Source organism: Erythrobacter sp. (assembly GCF_040217515.1).
Lineage (GTDB): Bacteria > Pseudomonadota > Alphaproteobacteria > Sphingomonadales > Sphingomonadaceae > Erythrobacter.
The window spans coordinates 293612-311341 of record NZ_JAVJPT010000003.1; the positions used below are offsets into that span (position 1 = coordinate 293612).

Consider the following 17730-nt stretch of genomic DNA (forward strand, 5'->3'; position numbering starts at 1 on the left):
AGGCGCGATGCACGAATGTGTTAGGGCGCGGCTCACCCGCCGGCGAAGGCGCGCTGGAATTCGCCCATGTCGAAATAGTCGCGCCATGCCGCGATCAGGCCGTCGGCATCGAATTCGAAGGTCCCCATGACCCGGATCGCCGCGCGGCGACCGTCCTTCAGCCGGAACGCATCGGTCCGTTCGGTCAGGACCGCGCCGCCGTTCTCTGCGATGTGATGGGTTTCCCATTCGCAAGCCTCGACATTGGCCATGAAGCCCGCCACCGCCTCGCGCATCGCGGGCTTGCCCGTGAAGGGCTCCATCGGCACGTTGTGCCAAACCACGCCTTCGGCGCACATCGCATACATGGCTTCCATATCGCCTGCGTTCCAGTGGCCGATAAAGGCGCGGACTTTCTCGATATTGCTCATCCTGTTCCTCCCGATGTGTAAGCGAGCGCATTGGCGACGGCGCGCCGGACATGGCCGTTGGCATAGGTGGCGGGGCCATCGCCGAATTGCAGATAGATCAAGGGGGCGGCAAGGGCGCGGGTCTCCCACCCCACAAGGCTCGATCCGGTCGGATGGTCCCAGCCCTCGCGGCTGAACATGTCGCCTGCCACCGCATTGGCAGCAGAGTAGAAATTGTCGCGGGTGAAGGCGAACCCTTCGGCGCGGATCAGCGGGGTGACGGCGCCTTCGTCGATGGGGCACAGGTAAAGCTCGTCGGTGACGGGGAAGCTTTCGGGCAGGCCGGCGGTGACGGGGTGATGGGCGAGGGCGCGCGCTGTGTATTCGATTTCATGGCGATAGCCCGAGTCCGGAGCCTTACGACCGCGCCATTCGCCCGGCCGGTAAAGGAACCGCCCGCCGAGCCAGTCGTGCCATGCGTCCCATTCCGCCCACCCGGCCAGTGCATGATGCAGCGCGACCGCCCCGCGCCCCGCCTCGAAGCGCCGCGTGATCGCCCTTACGAAGCCGGGCGAGGGCGGGCGGGTCGTAACCGTGCCCTCGGCGAAGGTGTATCCCGGCATGTCGTAGAACAGCAGCGCGTCCGCTTCCTGCGCCGCGCCGCGCGCGACCTCGTCCTCGGCCTGCGGGTGGACGAGATGGGTCACGTCCCAGTCGCCGAGCGCGTGGATGAAAGCTTCGAACGGCTCCTCCTCGTAGGGGTGGCCTCCCGACAGGACGAGCAAGGAGCGCCCCATCAGGCGATCTTGAGGATCATCTTGCCCTGGTTCGACCCGGCAAACAGGCGCATGAAGCTCTCGAAAGCGTTTTCGAGGCCTTCGTCGACATGCTCGTCGATGGCGATCTTCCCCGCAGCCGCCCATTCGCCCATTTTCGCCGCGCCTTCGGCGAAACGCTCGACATAATCGGCCACCAGCAGGCCGCGGATCTGTGCGCGCTTGACGATCAATTGCCACAGATTGCGAATGCCGCGCGGCTCGGTGTTGTATTCGCTGATCAGGCCGCACAGGCCGACGCGGGCGTAGAGGTTGAGGTTCATCAGTCCGGCATCGAGGATTTCCCCGCCGACATTCTCGAAGATCACGTCCACGCCGTCGGGACAGGCCTCGGCGATGGCCTTTGTCAGGGCGGCCTCGTCCTTGCCCTTGTAATCGATGCTGGCGTCGAAACCGTATTTCTCGGTCAGCCGCGCGCATTTCTCCGGCCCGCCCGCGATCCCGACCGCACGGCAGCCGCGGATTTTCGCGAGCTGGCCAACGACGCTTCCGACCGCTCCGGCTGCGCCCGTCACCAGCACGGTTTCGCCTTCCTTGGGCTCGCACACTTCGAGAAAGCCGAAATAGGCGGTCATCCCCACCGCGCCGAACAGCGAGAGGTAATTGGTCACGCTCGGCACCATGCCAGGGTCGATCGGCTGGGTGAAACCGCCCGCTTCGCCGATCGAATAATCCTCGATGGCGTTGAGACCCATCACCCACATGCCCTTTTCGAAGCCCTCCGCGCGGCTTTCCTCGACCACGCCGATGGTCGTCGCGCGCACCGGATCGCCGAGCGGGATGGGCGGCATGTAGTTGCCGCCCGCATCCATCCAGCCGCGCATGGCGGGGTCGAGCGAGGCATAATGGTTGCGGATCAGGAACTGCCCTTCGGCAAGGTCCGGTGTCGGCTCGGTCACGAGCTCGAAATCGTCGCGCACTGGCTCGCCGTCGGGGCGACGCTGCAACAGAAAGCGCCGGTTATCAGGCATGGGTTTTCCTTGTTTTCGTTATGGAAGGGTCAGGCGGCGACGAGTTTTACCGGGATCGCGCTCTGCAGCGCCTGCCCGGTGATCGGGTCGATATCGATCGTGTCGCTGGTCAGCCGATTGGTCGAGGAACCGCGCGTGCGCACGTCTTCCTTCGACGCATCGGCATCGCCATAGGCATGAGCCATGGAAACGAGCCCGCGGCGCACCTTGTCGCTCGCTTTCACCACGCCGTGAATGGTCGCGTGGGGACTTGAGATCTCGACGATCCCGCCCTCGACAAGGCCGAGAGCCTCGATGTCCTCGGGGTGGATATAGGCCGGGTTGGTGGTGGTCTTTTCCTGCAACTTCCTGAGCGGGTGCCCGATCGAATTGAAGCGGGTTTTCGAGCGGCGGCTGATGAGCTTGAAATCATATCCGGCCTTGAGCGGCGGGTTGTCGGCATAGCGCAGGATCTCGCCGGGCATGTCGCCTGCGCCGAGGTCGAAGCGGTGGAATTCGCTGTCATCGGCCGGTTCGACGACCGGATGCTTGTCGGAATAGATCACCGCCGCGCCGCCATTGGCCCGGCAATCGCGCCGCACCTGGCTGGGCGGGACAAGGCATCCGGCAACCGAGAGGTCGAGGAACTCCTCCTTGGTCGGCTTGCGTTCCGTCGGCAGCGGGCCGCCGGCGAGCTGCATGGTCAGGCCCAGATGCTTCGCCAGCGTCCAGAACATCTCCCATTCGTCGATCACGTCGCCCGGCGGAGTGGCGACCGCCTCGACATAGCGGGCATAGGGTTCCTCGTGCCACCATTCGGACAGGTTGGTGATGTCCTCGCGCTCGAGGCATTGCGACGGGGCGAGCACCACGTCCGCGCGCTTGGCGCTGGCGCTCATCCACGGGTCGATCTGCACGAACAGGTCGAGGTCGTCCAATGCCCGGACCATCTTCTGCTGGTCCGGGAAACCCACGACCGGGTTGCCGCCGACCGAAATGAAAGCACGCACCTGCCCGTCGCCGGGAGTGAGGATTTCATCGGCGAGCACGTTGCACGGCATTTCCCAGCCGAGATGGCCGAGGCCGCGAAAGCGCGATTCGGGCATGCCCTCGGCCCCGAACATCGGCACGGGCGGGGCGACCTGCGCGCGGCGCGGGCCCTGTGCCGGGGTGAAGACACCGGGAATCGCGGCCTTTTCGCCCTCCTGCTTGAACCGGGCGCAGATCGTGTTGAGGCAGGTGACGAGATATTCGGTGAGCGTGCCGTTGCCCGCCATTTCGGGTCCGGTCCCGGTGACCGCGCACCCCCTGGTGCCGCCCGCGAACATGCGCGCGGCCGCGATGATCTGACCGGGTTCGAGCCCGGCGCGTTCCGCCGCGACCTCGGGAGTCATCGTCGCCACCGCCTGCGCGAGCTGGTCGAAGCCGTCGACATGGGCGGCGACGAAATTGCGGTCGTAGAGTTCCTCGGAGATGATGACGTTGAGCATCCCTGCGAGCAGGGCCGGGTCCTCGCCCGGCTTGACCGGAAGGTGCAGGTCGGCGAGTCGTGCGACATCGCTTTCGCGCGGATCGGCGACGATCAGCTTGAGACCATCGGCCTGCCGGTCGCGGATGCGGCGCGACGGACTGAATGGCGGTACGCCGCCGACGGGGGCATAGTGCGAGACGATCGGATTGTTGCCGATGAACATGGCAACATCGCTTTCGGAAAAGGTGTTGGGCCCGCCCATCCACCTTCCGTAGCGCATCGTGGTGTAGACCTTGGCCGGCTGGTCGAGCGTCACCGAGGTGTAGAAATTTCGGCTGCCGATCGCCTGCGCGAAGCTGAGGCTCGCGGCCATGGCCGAGGAGTTCTGGAACCCGCCCGAACCCATGAACACCGCGACCGAATGGGGCCCGTGCTCATCGATGATCCGGCGCAGCTGTGCTGCCACGTGGGCGAGCGCTTCGTCCATCGGCGTCTCGACGAATTCGCCCGCGTCATTGCGCACGAGGCTGTGCTTCAAGCGATGCTCGGCATTGTGCGAATCCGGCAATTCGCGGCCCTTCATGCAGGTGTAACCGCCATAGGCCGGATCGTCCGGGTCGCCGCGCACCTCCACGACCTTGCGCGTGCCCTCGTCCGTCACCTCGACATCGACCAGCATCGCGCAATTGGCATGGCAGAAGCGGCAGAAAGTCTTTTGCGTCTCAAGTCCCATCGCAAATCTCCTCATTGTCGAAGATAGCACAGGGCCTTGCCGCAGCGACTGACACTTTTGTCCGTGGAAGAGTGCCACCGCGCGCCCGCAATAGGGGGTACAGGAAAAGGAGGACCGCATGCCCACCACCACTCGCCAATGGCTGCTCAACGACCGCCCGCTCGGACGCGGGATCGAGGACGGGGATTTCAAACTGACCGAAACCGAGCTTGCCGACCCGGGCGAAGGCGAGGTGCTGCTCGCGACGCGCTATCTCTCCTTCGACCCGGCGCAGAAGGGCTGGATGGAGAACATCGCCGACTACGTCGCGCCCATGGAGATCGGCGATGTTATGCGCGGCGGCGCGATCAGCGAGGTGATGGCGAGCCACAACCCCAAGTTCGAGAAAGGCGATCTCGTCTTCGGCACGACCGGCTGGACCGAGCACCTTGTCCATGACGGCACCGGGCTGGTGAAAGTCGAGACGCAGCTGCCCCCGACCGCCGTGCTTTCCGTGCTCGGGACCACCGGGCTGACCGCCTATTGCGGGCTGTTCAAGGTCGGCAAGCCGGTCGCGGGCGACACCGTGCTCGTATCCGGCGCCGCCGGGGCCACCGGGAGCGTCGTCGGCCAGCTTGCGAAGATCGCCGGCTGCCGCGCAGTCGGCATCGCGGGCGGCGCGGAAAAGTGCAAGTGGCTGGTCGAGGAAGCGGGATACGACGCCGCGATCGATTACAAGGCGGCCGACGTGAAGGGGCAGATCAAGCAGCACTGCCCGGGCGGCGTCGACGTGATCTTCGACAATGTCGGAGGCGCGATCCTCGACGACATGCTCGCCAACATCGCCACCGGTGCGCGGGTCGTCGTGTGCGGCGGGATCAGCCGCTACGAAACGGGCGGCAAGCCGAGCGGGCCGGGCAATTACTTCAACCTCATCTTCCGCCGGGCGAGCATGGCGGGCTTCATCGTGCTCGACTGGGCGAGCGAGTTTCCCGACATTCGCAAGCGGCTCGAAAGCTTCGTGCTCGACGGCAGGCTGACCTACCAGGAAGACGTCCAGGAAGGCTTCGAGAACGCTCCGGCGACATTGAAGCGCCTGTTCACCGGGCAGAACCGCGGCAAGCAGATGCTCAAGCTCTAGCTTCCGGGCAGGTCGCCGGGGCGGTTCACGTTGAGCAGCGGGGCGGGGAGTGCCACCCGCCGTGCACCGATGCGCTCGGCGAAGCCGTAGAGCGCGCGGCCTCCTTCGGCGATGAAGTCCGCAAGGTCGTCGGTAACGCTCACCGGCCACAGTCCCACGACCGGCTGGTCGGCGACCACGCCCGCGCCTTCTCCCGCAAGGCGCGCGGCAAGGTCGGCGGGAAGGTCCGGGCAGTCCACCCCGGCGGTGAGGACATGGGCGAAGCCGTGCGTCTCGGCAAAGGCGATCGCTGCATGAAGCCCCCCGAGCGGGCCGAGCCCGGGCGCAGGAAGGTCCGGCACGCAGCCGAACCCCGGCTCTTCGCGCCCGCATACGACCAGCGCGGTGGTCTGCGTGCCCAGCGCATCGGCCACGTGGTCGATCAGCCGCCGCCCGCGCCAGAGCGCCTGCGCCTTGTCGCTCCCGAACCGGCGCGCCCGGCCCCCGGCGAGGATCGCGCCAAGGATCGCTGGCTGGAGATTAGCCAAACGCCTCTGTCGCCACGCCAGCCTCGTTGTAGACCGGACCTTCGGCATCGACGCGATATTTGCGGCTGACCGCGTTCGTCAGGCCGAAATTGCCGATATGGTCACGCATCCCGGCATAGGCCTGGCCCTTGAAATGCGCCGCGAGCGCCTCCTCGCTTTCCCATTCCTCGAAGACGTTGACCCGCGCCGGGTCGTTGCCGTCGGCGCTCCAGTCATAGGCGAGGCAGCCGGGCTGTTCGAGCGCGGCGTCGATATGCGGCTTGGCGCTGGCGAGCGCGTCGGCGCGCTGGGCCGGGTCGAGGTCGATCTGGGCGGCAATGACGATCTTGGCCATCTGCGGTCTTATCCTTCCTGCGGATTGTATTCGGCGACGATGGCGAAGGCGCGCTTCGTGTAGACCCAGCGGCCATCGCGCTTTTCCAGTTCGTCGGTGTAGAGCCCGCCGATCATGCGGGTCGTGCCGTCCTTGGCCTTGAGCACTTCCTGCGTCTGGATACGCGAGGTCGCTTTGTCGCCGTCGACCTCGATCGCGGCGGGTACGCAGGAAAAGCTAACGGCGTCGAAATTCGACATCGCGCCGAGCCATGTCTCGACGATCTGTTCGCGTCCCTTCAACTGCATTCCCATGAAATCCCAGTCGGCATCATCCGCCCAGACCGAAGCCCAGGTGTCCTTGTCCATGCGGACCACGCCGTCGCCGTAGATTTCCGCCAGTTCGCGGATTTCGAGGCGGTCCTCGATTTTTCCAGTGAACATCGCGCGTATCCTCCCCTTGTGCTGTGTCCCGGCCTATCCGGCAGCGAGCGCGCGCGGACAATGGACACTTTTGTGAAGGGAACTTGTCAGTGCGCGCGCCTAGAACCGGCCGCATCAGACGAGAGGGAGAGAGATCATGGGCCAGCTCGAAGGCAAGACCGCCGTCATTCTCGGCGCGGCGACGAAGGGGAACATGGGGCAGGTGACCGCCCGCCTGTTCGCGCAGGAAGGCGCGACAGTGATGGTCGCGGGGCGCAACGAGGAGCCGCTGGCCGAACTCGCAAAGGAGATCGGCGGGCATTACGCGCTGTGCGACATTTCGAGCCATGAACAGGTCCACGCGCTCGCCGACACGGCGAAGACCGACATGGGCCGGGTCGATGCGGCGATCAACACGACCGGCTGGGGGCTGCTCGCTAGCTTCCTCGAGATCACGCAGGAGGACCTAGACCGGATCACTGACCTGCAATTCAAGGGCGTGCACCATTTCGTGCAGGCCTTCGTCAGGGTGATGAGCGAACAGGAGCCGACGGGCGGTTCGCTGATCTCGCTGTCATCCGCGACGACCAAGGCGATCATCAACAACCACGCCGCCTATATCGCCAGCAAGCGCGCGGGCGAGGCGATGATGGAATGCGCGGCGAACGATTACGGCCATCTCGGGATCAAGGCGAATACGGTTTCGCCCGCTTTCACCGAAAGCCCGATGACCGAAGGCGCCTTTGCCACGCCCGGCCTCGTCGATGCCTTCATGCCGCGCTATCCGCTGGGCCGGCTCAACACCTCCGAGGACGTGGCCCATGCCTGCCTGTGGCTGTGCACCGATCACGCCTTCGTGACCGGCCAGAACATCCAGCCCAATGGCGGCGTGACCCTGCGCGGCAATCCCCAGGCGGTCGATATCGAGGCAGCGGTCGGCGCGGCGATGGCGAAGATGCAGTCGGAGAGCTGACGCGAGGTTCGCCCCCGTCAAAACTGCGCGGTTCCCCCGTCGACGCTGATCTGTGCGCCCGTGATCCCGGCTCCTTCGGGTGAGGCAAGCAGCAATGCCACGGCGGCGATTTCCTCGACCGTGTTCGGCCGCTTGATCGCGGATTCGCTGGCGAACAGCGCGATCATCTCGTCGAATTCCATCCCCATCGCCTCGGCCGTGGCGGGGCCGTTATTCTTGATGATGTCGGTCACGACGAGGCCGGGGCAGATCGAATTGACCGTGATCCCCTGCTCGCCGACCTCGCGCGCGAGGCTTTTCGTGATCCCGTTCACCGCGTGCTTGGCGGCGGTATAGGCGGTGAAGACGGGCTTGCCGTGCTTGCCCTCCATCGAGCTCATGTTGATGATCCGCCCGCTCTTCTTTTCAAGCATCGTTTTCAGCGCGCGGCGCGTCGCCCAGAATGTCGAATAGACGTTCCACTTCATCGCCTCGTCGAAGGCCTCGTCCGACAGGTCCACCATCGGCTGGAGATCGCCCGCCCCGCCCGCATTGTTGACGAGGATGTCGATCGTGCCGAACTGCTCGACCACGCCGTCGATGAAGCCTTCGACATCGGACTGGTTCATGACGTCACCCGCGAAGAAGGCTACGCGGTCGCGGCTGCCGCGCCCGACGCGCAGTTCCTCGACCACGCGCTCGCCTTTCTCCCTGTTGCGGGCGAACAGCGCGACCTTGGCACCTTCGTGCAGGAACGCCTCCGCGATCCCGCGCCCCAGCCCTGCCGTTCCACCGGTGATGGCGGCGACCTTTCCTTCGAGTTTCATAGGCGTCTCTCCCTCGCTTGGCCCTTGCCTAGCCCCCCGCAGGCAGGCGCGCACCTTGCCAAAATGACGAATTGGCATGTCCCGCGCCGCCGCGATGATGCCCCGCATGAAAACCGTAGATATCATCATCCTCGGCTGCGGCCCCGCCGGAATGACCGCCGCGCTCGCCGCGCACGAGGCGGGGGCCGAGGTTGCGATCCTCGAACGTTTCGACCGCATCGGCGGGACGGGCGCGGTGTCGGGCGGGGTGATCTGGGTCGCCGACAACCCGCGCCAGCGCGCCGCGGGCATGGCCGACTCGCGCGCCGAGGCGCTGGCCTATTTCCGCGCGCTGGGTCACGGCGACCTCGTCGATGAAACACTCGAGGCCTTCGTCGATTGCGGCCCCGAAGCGCTCGCCTTTCTCGAGGACCGGGACGCGCTCAAGGTCGCGCTGCTCGACGGCTATCCCGACTATTATCTCGACCGGCCCGGCGCGAAGCCCGAAGGCGGGCGCGCGCTCGACCACGACCTGTTCGACTACCGCGAATTGGGCGACTGGGCGGCGCGGGTCTACGGCATCGAGGAGCCGCGGCCGATGATGCTGCGCGAAACCCCGCTCGGCGGCGGGACGGGCGTGATCCCGCCGGAGGAACTCAAGCGCCGGATGGAGGCGAACGAGCGCGGCTTCGGCCAGGCGATGGTCGGGCGGCTGCTGAAGGCGTGCCTCGATAGGGGAATCGAGCCGCTAACCGGGGTCGAGACGAAGCGACTCCTGCGCGAGGGCGGACGTATCGCCGGGGTCGAGGGCGAGAAGGACGGCCAGCCCTTCGCGCTCGCCGCGCGCTCGGGTGTCATCATCGCGACCGGCGGCTTCGAATGGGACGAGGAATTGCGCCAGACCTTCCTGCGCGGTCCCGCGCCCGCGCCGGCCTCGCCCCCGACGGCACGGGGCGAGGGGCTGAAACTGGCGATGGCAGCTGGTGCGAAGCTCGGCAACATGACGAGCGCGTGGTGGTCCCCGACGCTCGCCGACCCGGAAGCCTCGTGGCCCGAAGGCGGCGGACGCGCCGCGCCCATGCTGATCGAGCGCACCGTGCCCCACTCGATCATGGTCAACGCGGCGGGCAAGCGTTTCTGCAACGAGGCGGCGAATTATTCCGCGCTTGCCGGAGCCTTCCACCAGTTCGACGCGCAAACCTATTCCTATCCCAATATGCCCTGCTGGCTGGTGTTCGACGAGCAATACGCCGCGCGCTATCCGCTCGGCACCCGGATGCCGGGCCAGCCCCTGCCCGACTGGGTGACGAGCGCGGACAGCCTCGAGTCGCTGGGTGAAAAGCTGGGCATCGATGCCGCCGCGCTCGCCGCCACGGTCGGGCGGTTCAACGCCTTCGCACGGGAGGGCCACGATCCCGATTTCGAGCGTGGCACGTCGGCCTACGACCATTTCTACGGCGATCGCAGCCGCGAGGGCACGGCGGTGACGCTCGGCGCGATCGAACAGGCGCCCTTCTACGCCGTGTCGGTGCATATGGGAATGCTCGGCACCAATGGCGGGCCGCGCACCGATGGCGAGGCGCGCATCCTCGGCCATGACGGGGAGCCTATCGCGGGGCTTTACGGCGCGGGCAATGCGATCGCCTGTCCCACCGGCGGCATCTATGCCGGAGCGGGCGGCACGCTCGGCCCGGCGCTGACCTTCGGTTATATTGCCGGACGCAGCGCGGCGCGGGCGAACATCTAGGGCGTCTTTTTCGGCTCGAAGCTGATGTGCAGCTGTTTGAGGCTGCGCAGCAGGAAATGCGGGTGGTAGGTGAAGTCGTTCTTCCCGTCCGCGAAGTGCATGTCCTCGAAACGGTCGACCACGGCGGTGAAGCCCCATGTCAGCTCGCGCCGGGCGAGCGGCGCGCCGAGGCAATGATGCGTGCCCGACCCGAACGCCATGTGCGCGCCCGCCCGCGGCCGGTCGAGATCGAGCTTTTCCGGGCATTCGAAAGCGCGCTCGTCCCGGTTCGCCGCGCCGTAGCGGACATTGATCACCGAGCCTGCCGGGATCGTCACGCCGGCAAGCTCCACGTCCTCATGGGCGAAGCGCATCAGCGACTGCACCGGGCTTTCCAATCGCAGCACCTCCTCGACGAAAGTGCGCATGTAGCGGCCCGGATCGGATTTGAGCTTCGCCCACACGTCCTTGTTCTCGATCAGCAGCTTCATCCCCGCGGCGAGCGCATTGGTCGTCGTCTCGCTGCCGCCGACGAAGGTGTCGGCCATCATTTCGGCGTGGAGTTCATTGTCATTGAGAGGCCGGCCCCAGCCCTCGATCACGGTGTTGACCAGCACCGAGATGAGGCTGTCATCGGGCTGCTTGCGCAATTTCTCGAAGATCGGCTGGAAATAATGCTGCGCCTCGATTTCGCGGTCGACCATTTCGAGATGCCTGTCTTCGGGCAGCATCAGCGAGATGCGGTGGAAGAAGGCATCGGTCCAGCTCTTGATCCGCCACATGTCCTCGCGCTTTGCGCCCATCTGCTCGCCGATGATGAACAGCGGCAGGGGTATGCAGAACCGGCTCACCCAGTCGCATTCGCCCTCGTCCAGGAAACCGTCGATCAGCTCATAGGCAAGGCCTTCGACTCGCGGATCGATCTGCTTGATCCGGCTCGGCTTGAACGCCTCGTTGAACATCGCCCGCATCTGCTTGTGGCCCGGATCGTCGCGTCCGGCGAGCGTGGGGGCGGGGATCCAGCCCTTCTCGGCAAAGCGTTCGGCGACCTTGCGTCCGCGTTCGATATCGGTCGGGCTGGCGCGCATCAGCTCGTTCTTCGCGGTGCTGGGAAAGCGCTCCGGGTCCATCAGCACTTCGCGCACATGTTCATAACGCGACACGACGAAGATGTCGGTGCCGGGAATGCGATAGACCGGCGCTTCGTCGCGCAGGGTGCGATAGGCCTCCCAGGGGCATTGCTGCAATTCGGGATCGAACAGGTTGATCGCGGGCCCGCCACCTCCCGGCGGCGGGTCTTCCGGCAGTCCGTCCGGCTCGCGCGTCGCCATCAGCGCACCTCGATCCTGTCTGAGCCCCACGGCGCGATGGTCCCGGCGCTTTCGGCCTTGCGAAAGGCCTCGGGCAGTTCCTCGACCATGTGCCACGTCGCCGCGAGCCGGCCGAAGCCGATGAAAAACGCGCAGGTCATGCCGAGCTCGACGATCTCGGCCTCGCTGAAATACTCGCGCAGCTCGGTATAGGTGTCATCGCCGATCGCGAGATGATCGGTCGCCATTAGCTCGCCATAGCGGATCGCCGCCTTTTCGGCCGGCGAGAGGTTTTCGGCTTCCTGCGGGCGTTCGAGCGAGCAGACCAGCCCTTCATCCACCCCGTCCGCGACCGCGTCGGAATAGCGGATCGCCATGCAGGACCGACACTGGTTGAAGAAGGCGATGCGCAGGCGCACCAGTTCGACCAGCCGGTCGGGCAGGCTGCGGTGCATCTTAAGCGCCCCGCCGAATCCCATCAGGCCGAGCGCCTGTTCCGGGCAATGGGCGAAGAAGCGGGTCAGCCCTTGTTCGAGCTCGCTGAGCGCTTCCGGGTTCACCGCATTGCGCAGGCGCGGGTCCCATTGCTCCGGGGGAAGCTTGTCGATCCTGCTCATTGCTGTCTCCCATGGCTGCCCGACCTGACAAAATAGTCCGTTTCCGTAAGGGCAGCCTTTGGTGACAAGGGTGCGGGCGCGCACCGGATGCGGCAATTGGCGCTTTTGCCAAGCGGGTCGGGATTGCGCCTTTCCTTGGGGAGACGTGATCGTGCCGGGCGAGATGCGAAGCGATGGCGGAACCGGGGGTCGGATTAAGGTCCTGGCACGGCGACCTGAATGCCTCGCCGATATAGACCTGTTCGCGCCCGGTGCGCAGGAGCACTGGTATGATGCCTATACCATCCTGCACCGCGAGGCGCCGGTGCAGCGTCTGCCCGGCGAGGGGCTGAGCGAGGGCAGCGATGCCTTCGTCCTGACGAAATACGAGGACGTAAAGCGGGTCGTGCGCGACTGGGAGCGGTTTCCGCCGACCCTGTCGCTGCTGGTCGCGCAGATCATCGAAACCGGGGAAATGCCCGCTCACATTCCCGATATCGACGCGATGGTCGCCTCGATCGTGTCGCTGCGCCCGACGCCCGAATTGTGGCGCGCGCACCGCAAGGAGCTGACCGATCCGTGGGTCGGGCCGGGCTGCACCCGCCATGCCGGAATGATCGCGGGCCATGTCGATGACCTGCTGGCCCCGATGGTCGAGCGGGCGCGAGCGGGCGAGACAGTCGATTTCGTCGCCGAATTCGCCCGCCCCCTGCCGCAGCGCGTGATGGCGAGCCTGCTCGGCTTTCCGCAGGAGGATATCCCGCAGCTCGAGGAATGGGGCAATGCGCAGGTCATGTCCTATGTCCACGGGCGCACGCACCGCAACCTGCTCACCCCCGAACAGACGCGGGAAAAGTTCCGCCTGCTTGCGGGCATGAAGGATTACGTCGCCGACAAGACGCGCGAGAAACGGGCGAACCCGCAGGACGACATGATCAGCTTTCTCACGCAGGTCGAATACCGGGCGCTTGGACGCGGGCTGACCGATGACGAGGTCGGCGGGGTTGTCTATGCGATGGTGATCGGCGGGCTGGAGACGACGCAATACGCCATTGCCGAACAGGCCCAGCTCGTGTGCGAGCGGGCGGGCGTTTACGATGCCATCCGAAAGGACCGCGAGGCGATCCGCACTTTCATCGAGGAGGGGATGCGGCTGCGCTCTCCCACGCAGGGCCTGTCGACCCGGATCTGCGCGCATGACGAGGTTTTCCAGGGAGTCGAGGTTCCCGCAGGATCGATGCTGCACCTGCGCTGGGCGGCGGCGAATATCGATCCGGACGAATTCGAGGATCCGCACGAGGTGAAGCTCGACCGGCGCGCCGCGAGCAGGCATCTCGCTTTCAGCCAGGGCGCGCGATCATGCCCGGGCTCGAATCTCTCGCGGCTCGAACAGACGATCGCCTGGAACCGTCTGTGCGATTCGATCGCCGCCTTCGCCTATGCGCCCGGCAACACCTTCGCCCATCAGGGCGGCATCATGCTCGGCATTCACGAACTCCGGCTCGACCTTACCCCGGCAAGCGATCCGGCCCATTGAAGGAGACGCAAATGGCGACACTGCTCGCGCATATCCGGATCAAGCCCGGCAAGGAGGAGGCCTGGGAAGCCATCATGCATGCGATGGTGCTCGAAACCTTCAAGACCGAGGCCGGCGTGATCCGCTACGAATACTGGAAGGGCGAGGCGGAGCGGACCTATTACTGCCTGCTCGCTTTCAAGGACAAATGGGCATTCTATGCCCACCAGATGTCCGACCACCATGAAAGTCACGATTTTGCCGACGTGCTGGAGGATATCCGGCTCGAATATGTCGACCCCGTCACACGCGCAGGGGGAGGCCTGCCGCCGACGCTCGACCCGCCGCTTGCCCCGGATGCGAGCGAGGCGATGCGCACCGCGCAGGAGCGGTTCCCGCTTGTCATTCCCGGCTGGTGGAGCGATCGGCGATGAGCGTGTCGCAAGGCCCGGGCGCCCGGCTCGAAGCGCTGCTGGCAAAACAGGAAATCGCCGATGTGATGCAGCGTTATTCGCGCACGCTCGACTGGCTCGACGACGAAGGCCAGGCCAGCTGTTTCTGGCCCGACGCGCCGATCGATTATGGCTTTTTCACCGGGACCGCGGCGGAATTCATCCCCGTGGTGATGGAGATAGAGCGGGCAAGCCAGCGCCGGTGGCACATGCTGTCCGGCCTTTCGATCGACCTCGCTTCGCTCACGAGGGCAAGCGTCGAATGCTACGGGATGGCGACCGGCATACGCCAGCAGGAAGACGGGAGCTGGTCGGGCAATCTGTACGGCGGGCGCTATCTCGACGAATTCGAGAAACGCGCGAGCGATGGCGATCCCGACGGCGCGATGGAATGGCGCATTTCAAGGCGGCAATACATCATGGACTGGCGCGTGCCGCTGACCGAACAGCCGGGAAACGATCCCGATCCGAATCTGCCGCTGCCGATCCTGCAGATCGTGGAGAGCGGGCACGAACTCTATCGGCCCATGTGATCGGACCCATATGGTCGGGCCCGAGCGAAGCGTCACTCGGCAGGCGGGTCCATGTAGTCGCGGTAATAGGTCAGCTGGCCGCCCGAAACCTTGTAGATCCCGCAGCCCCCGCGCGATCCTTCGGGCGAATGCATCGTCCAGCGCGCCCAGACTGCGTGATCGTCGCCGCAAATTTCATCGACGGTGAAACGGATTTTCCTTGTCCCCATTTCGGCGACCATCTTGGTCATGAAGTCAAGGATCGCCTCGCGCCCGTGATAGGTTCCCCAGACCGGGTCCTCCACCACCGCGTCCTCGGCAAAGAGCGGGGCGAGCTTCGTGTAGTCGCCTTCGTCCTGGATGCGCCAGAATTGCTCGATCACGTCCTGTGCCTGTCCCGGCATGGCCTTTTCTCCCCATTCGGTTGCGCCCGGCAGATTGCCACGCGCTGGCCCGCGCCGCCCCCTGCGAAAATGTGCAGGCGCGGCCCGGGCAGGCTGCGGGTTACACTTGCGCCCAAGGAGACAAGCCCATGTCGACCATTCCCCGCGCATCCTCAGCCATTGAGGGCGAGCCCGCCCATTTCGGCACGGTCCTCGCCCATAAGCCCGAACTCGCGGAGAAATTCGCCGACCTGTACGGGCGGTTCTGGGACAGTGACGTGCTGTCCGCGCGCCTGAAAGAGGTCGCGCGGATGCGCAATGCGCGGGTGACCGAATGCGGGTTCTGCCGCAATGTCCGCTTCGACAAGGCGGTGGCCGAAGGGCTGGGCGAGGAGGTGGTGGACGACATCACCGACGATTACGAAAACTCGCCGCGGCTGACCGAGGCGGAAAAGGCGGTGCTGAAATTCACCGATGCGTTGATCCACGATCCGGACCTTCTCACCGGCGATGCGAAGGCGGCGCTCAGGCGGCACCTTTCGGCAGAACAGATCGCCGAGCTCGGGCTGGGTGTGACCCTGTTCCTTGCGCTCGCCAAGGCGTTGATCACGTTGGGGCTGGAGCCGGAGCAGATGGATCGCACGGTCCTGCCGACACCCGCCGTGCCGGAGAATGCCGGGTGAGCGGGCCGGTAATCGAAGCGCTCGCCGGGTCGCCCGACCTCGCCGCCCGCTACGCGGCGTTTCGTGATGCGGCGCATGACGCGCTGGGGCCGGAGCTGGTCGAGGCGGTGCGCGGCGCGGTGGCCGAGGTCCATGGTGCGCCGGTGGAGCACGCTCCCGGCGTGGCTCCCGAGGCGGTGCTCGCCTTCGCACGTCGCATGGTGTTCGAACACACCGCGATCACCGACGAAGAGGCCGCTGCGGTCGCTTCCGAACTGGGAGAGCCCGGGCTCGTCGCGCTGTCGGTCGTCGCCGCGCTCGCCGATGCCGAATGTCGCGCGCGGGCGATCGACCTGCCGGGTCTCGCGAGCGCCTAGTTCACCGCCCGTTCCTTGCCTTCCCAATAGGGCGCGCGCAATTCGCGGCGCAGGATCTTGCCTGAAGGGTTGCGCGGCAGGGCCTCGATGAAATCGACTGATTTCGGGCATTTGTAGCCGGCGATATGGTCGCGGGCATGGGCGATCAGCTCGGCCTCGCTGAGCGTCTCGCCGGGTTTGACGACGATGCAGGCCTTGACCTCCTCGCCCCATTTCGCGCTCGGCACGCCGATCACGGCGACGTCCGCAACACCGGGATGGGCGTAGAGCGCGTTTTCGACCTCCGCCGGATAGACGTTTTCCCCGCCCGAGATGATCATGTCCTTCACCCGGTCGTGAATGTAGAGATAGCCGTCTTCGTCGAGATAGCCCGCATCGCCCGTGCGCAGCCAGCCTTCGGCATCGATCGTCTCGGCGGTGGCTTCGGGATTGTTCCAGTAGCGGCTCATATTCTTGGACGAACGCGTCGCGATCTCGCCGACCGTGTTCGCGGGCAGCGTGTTGCCCTCTTCGTCGATGATCTTGATCTCCACTCCGGGAAGCGGCGTGCCGACGCTGCGCATTCTCGGCGAGCCTTCGGGCACGTGGTCTTCGGGGTCGAGCGCGACGATCGTGCCGCTGGTCTCGGTCATGCCGTACATCTGCACGAAGCCGCAGCCCAGCACCTCCATCGCCTCGCGCATCAGTTCGAGCGGAATCGGCGAGGCGCCATAGGTGACGTATTTCAGCCGGCTGAAATCGACCTCCCTTACGCGCGGGTGGTTCAGCAGGATCTGGATCGCGGCGGGGACGAGGAAAATCTTGGAGATGTTGTAATTCTCGATCAGGTCCAATGCCCTGGTCGGATCGTATTCGGGCAGGACTATGGAATTGGAGCCCGCAACCATGGTCGAAATACCCGTGCCGGTCCCGCTGATATGAAAGCACGGCATGGCAAGAAGCGTCACATCGCCCTCGACCGGCTCCTGCCAGCTGCGCATTTGCCCTTCGCTTGCGGGGTCGCGGCTGGAAAGGATTGAGCCGTGAGTCATCACCGCGCCCTTTGGCCGCCCGGTCGTGCCCGAGGTGTAGAGCTGCAGCGCATCGTCATCCAGCCCGACCCGGGTCGCCGGGGGACGTGCGGGAAACCCGTCGCGCCAGATACGGTAATCGGTCCCGGCATGGTCGGGCGCATCGATCCCGATGACCTGTTCGACTTCGGGCAGGGACTCCCGCACCCGACCGAGAAGATCGGCGAAACCCTCGCCCACGAAGACCACGCGGGCGCAGCAATTGTCGAGGATATAGGCAACTTCGGGCGGGGCGAGCCGCCAGTTCACCGGGGTCATCACCGCACCGATCTTGGCCGCGCCCAGCAGCGCCTCGAAATACAAGGGGTGATTCTTGCCGAGAAAGGCAACTCGCTCGCCTTTCTTCACCCCGAAGGCGGCAAGCGCGTTGGCGACCCGGTTGGAATTCTCCTCGAGCTCGGCGAAGGCGATCGTCTCCTCGCCGAAGGTGAATGCGAGGGTGTCGCCGCGCATGCGCGCATGTTCGCGCACGATGTCGCAGAACGATCCCGCCTCGGCGAGCGCAGCCTGGCTGGCCATGATCGGTGTCTCCTGTCCCATGGGCGCGAGCCTACGCGCGCTGCCCTGTCCCACCATTGGCACATTTCATAGCATTTGGCGCGGACGA

The 17730-nt window shown here is 65.6% G+C and carries 20 protein-coding genes; 8 read left to right on the top strand and 12 right to left on the bottom strand.

What is annotated here, in order from left to right:
• Positions 1–32: 32 nt before the first annotated feature.
• Genes RIB52_RS03030 through RIB52_RS03045 form a run of 4 tightly spaced genes read right to left on the bottom strand, consistent with a single transcriptional unit; the run spans position 33 to position 4379 of the window.
• Positions 33–410 (bottom strand): nuclear transport factor 2 family protein, encoded by a 378-nt coding sequence (locus tag RIB52_RS03030; protein WP_350172768.1) that lies wholly within the window; start codon positions 408–410, stop codon positions 33–35.
• Positions 407–1186 carry a ThuA domain-containing protein gene (locus RIB52_RS03035; protein WP_350172770.1) on the bottom strand — a complete coding sequence of 260 codons (780 nt, stop codon included), beginning with the start codon at positions 1184–1186 and terminating at the stop codon, positions 407–409. The genes RIB52_RS03030 and RIB52_RS03035 overlap by 4 nt, the downstream gene beginning before the upstream one ends.
• Positions 1186–2196, bottom strand: a complete 1011-nt coding sequence (locus RIB52_RS03040) for an NADP-dependent oxidoreductase (RefSeq protein WP_350172772.1) — start codon at positions 2194–2196, stop codon at positions 1186–1188. Before RIB52_RS03040 ends, RIB52_RS03035 begins: the two co-directional genes overlap by 1 nt.
• Positions 2197–2225: 29 nt before the next feature.
• A complete protein-coding gene (locus RIB52_RS03045) occupies positions 2226–4379 on the bottom strand; it encodes a molybdopterin-containing oxidoreductase family protein (protein ID WP_350172774.1) in 2154 nt (717 codons plus the stop codon).
• Between the two features lie 118 nt (positions 4380–4497).
• Here RIB52_RS03045 and RIB52_RS03050 point away from each other — a divergent pair, with 118 nt between their 5' ends.
• Entirely contained in the window at positions 4498–5499 is a 1002-nt protein-coding gene (locus RIB52_RS03050; RefSeq protein WP_350172776.1) for an NADP-dependent oxidoreductase, read from the top strand.
• Here the strand turns inward: RIB52_RS03050 and mobA are convergent.
• Genes mobA through RIB52_RS03065 form a run of 3 tightly spaced genes read right to left on the bottom strand, consistent with a single transcriptional unit; the run spans position 5496 to position 6782 of the window.
• On the bottom strand, positions 5496–6026 hold the full coding sequence (gene mobA / locus RIB52_RS03055; protein ID WP_350172778.1) for a molybdenum cofactor guanylyltransferase: 531 nt from the start codon (positions 6024–6026) through the stop codon (positions 5496–5498). The genes RIB52_RS03050 and mobA overlap by 4 nt on opposite strands.
• Positions 6019–6360 carry a putative quinol monooxygenase gene (locus RIB52_RS03060; protein ID WP_350172780.1) on the bottom strand — a complete coding sequence of 114 codons (342 nt, stop codon included), beginning with the start codon at positions 6358–6360 and terminating at the stop codon, positions 6019–6021. The genes mobA and RIB52_RS03060 overlap by 8 nt, the downstream gene beginning before the upstream one ends.
• An 8-nt stretch (positions 6361–6368) precedes the next feature.
• Positions 6369–6782, bottom strand: coding sequence for a nuclear transport factor 2 family protein (locus RIB52_RS03065; protein WP_350172782.1), 414 nt, complete (start codon positions 6780–6782; stop codon positions 6369–6371).
• A 136-nt stretch (positions 6783–6918) separates the two neighbouring features.
• Between RIB52_RS03065 and RIB52_RS03070 the strand changes: the two genes are divergently transcribed.
• The gene (locus RIB52_RS03070; RefSeq protein WP_350172784.1) at positions 6919–7734 is read left to right on the top strand and encodes an SDR family NAD(P)-dependent oxidoreductase; all 816 of its coding nucleotides are present in this window, start codon (positions 6919–6921) and stop codon (positions 7732–7734) included.
• A 17-nt stretch (positions 7735–7751) separates the two neighbouring features.
• On the opposite strand, the gene RIB52_RS03075 is transcribed toward RIB52_RS03070, so the two are convergent.
• Complete coding sequence (locus RIB52_RS03075; protein ID WP_350172786.1) at positions 7752–8540, bottom strand: SDR family NAD(P)-dependent oxidoreductase; 789 nt, start codon at positions 8538–8540, stop codon at positions 7752–7754.
• A 106-nt stretch (positions 8541–8646) separates the two neighbouring features.
• Here RIB52_RS03075 and RIB52_RS03080 point away from each other — a divergent pair, with 106 nt between their 5' ends.
• Positions 8647–10266: an FAD-dependent oxidoreductase gene (locus RIB52_RS03080; protein WP_350172788.1), complete on the top strand. Its 1620-nt coding sequence runs from the start codon at positions 8647–8649 to the stop codon at positions 10264–10266.
• On the opposite strand, the gene RIB52_RS03085 is transcribed toward RIB52_RS03080, so the two are convergent.
• Together RIB52_RS03085 and RIB52_RS03090 are read right to left on the bottom strand one after the other, a co-directional pair.
• Positions 10263–11606 (bottom strand): cytochrome P450, encoded by a 1344-nt coding sequence (locus tag RIB52_RS03085; RefSeq protein ID WP_350172790.1) that lies wholly within the window; start codon positions 11604–11606, stop codon positions 10263–10265. The two genes, RIB52_RS03080 and RIB52_RS03085, sit on opposite strands and share 4 nt — an antisense overlap.
• Positions 11576–12172, bottom strand: coding sequence for a carboxymuconolactone decarboxylase family protein (locus RIB52_RS03090; RefSeq protein WP_350172792.1), 597 nt, complete (start codon positions 12170–12172; stop codon positions 11576–11578). Before RIB52_RS03090 ends, RIB52_RS03085 begins: the two co-directional genes overlap by 31 nt.
• A 145-nt stretch (positions 12173–12317) precedes the next feature.
• Between RIB52_RS03090 and RIB52_RS03095 the strand changes: the two genes are divergently transcribed.
• From RIB52_RS03095 to RIB52_RS03105, 3 genes are read left to right on the top strand one after another with little or no spacing between them, the layout of a single operon-like run.
• Complete coding sequence (locus tag RIB52_RS03095; protein ID WP_350172794.1) at positions 12318–13688, top strand: cytochrome P450; 1371 nt, start codon at positions 12318–12320, stop codon at positions 13686–13688.
• A gap of 11 nt (positions 13689–13699) precedes the next feature.
• Positions 13700–14101, top strand: a complete 402-nt coding sequence (locus RIB52_RS03100) for a putative quinol monooxygenase (protein ID WP_350172796.1) — start codon at positions 13700–13702, stop codon at positions 14099–14101.
• Positions 14098–14652, top strand: coding sequence for a nuclear transport factor 2 family protein (locus tag RIB52_RS03105; RefSeq protein WP_350172798.1), 555 nt, complete (start codon positions 14098–14100; stop codon positions 14650–14652). Before RIB52_RS03100 ends, RIB52_RS03105 begins: the two co-directional genes overlap by 4 nt.
• Positions 14653–14684: 32 nt before the next feature.
• Here RIB52_RS03105 and RIB52_RS03110 read toward each other — a convergent pair whose 3' ends face one another.
• The gene (locus RIB52_RS03110; protein WP_350172800.1) at positions 14685–15035 is read right to left on the bottom strand and encodes a nuclear transport factor 2 family protein; all 351 of its coding nucleotides are present in this window, start codon (positions 15033–15035) and stop codon (positions 14685–14687) included.
• Between the two features lie 128 nt (positions 15036–15163).
• On the opposite strand from RIB52_RS03110, the gene RIB52_RS03115 reads away from it, so the two are divergent.
• Together RIB52_RS03115 and RIB52_RS03120 are read left to right on the top strand one after the other, a co-directional pair.
• Positions 15164–15697 carry a carboxymuconolactone decarboxylase family protein gene (locus RIB52_RS03115; RefSeq protein WP_350172802.1) on the top strand — a complete coding sequence of 178 codons (534 nt, stop codon included), beginning with the start codon at positions 15164–15166 and terminating at the stop codon, positions 15695–15697.
• Positions 15694–16053, top strand: a complete 360-nt coding sequence (locus tag RIB52_RS03120) for a hypothetical protein (protein WP_350172804.1) — start codon at positions 15694–15696, stop codon at positions 16051–16053. Before RIB52_RS03115 ends, RIB52_RS03120 begins: the two co-directional genes overlap by 4 nt.
• Here RIB52_RS03120 and RIB52_RS03125 read toward each other — a convergent pair.
• The gene (locus RIB52_RS03125; protein ID WP_350172806.1) at positions 16050–17642 is read right to left on the bottom strand and encodes a fatty acid--CoA ligase; all 1593 of its coding nucleotides are present in this window, start codon (positions 17640–17642) and stop codon (positions 16050–16052) included. The genes RIB52_RS03120 and RIB52_RS03125 overlap by 4 nt on opposite strands.
• Between the last annotated feature and the right edge of the window lie 88 nt (positions 17643–17730).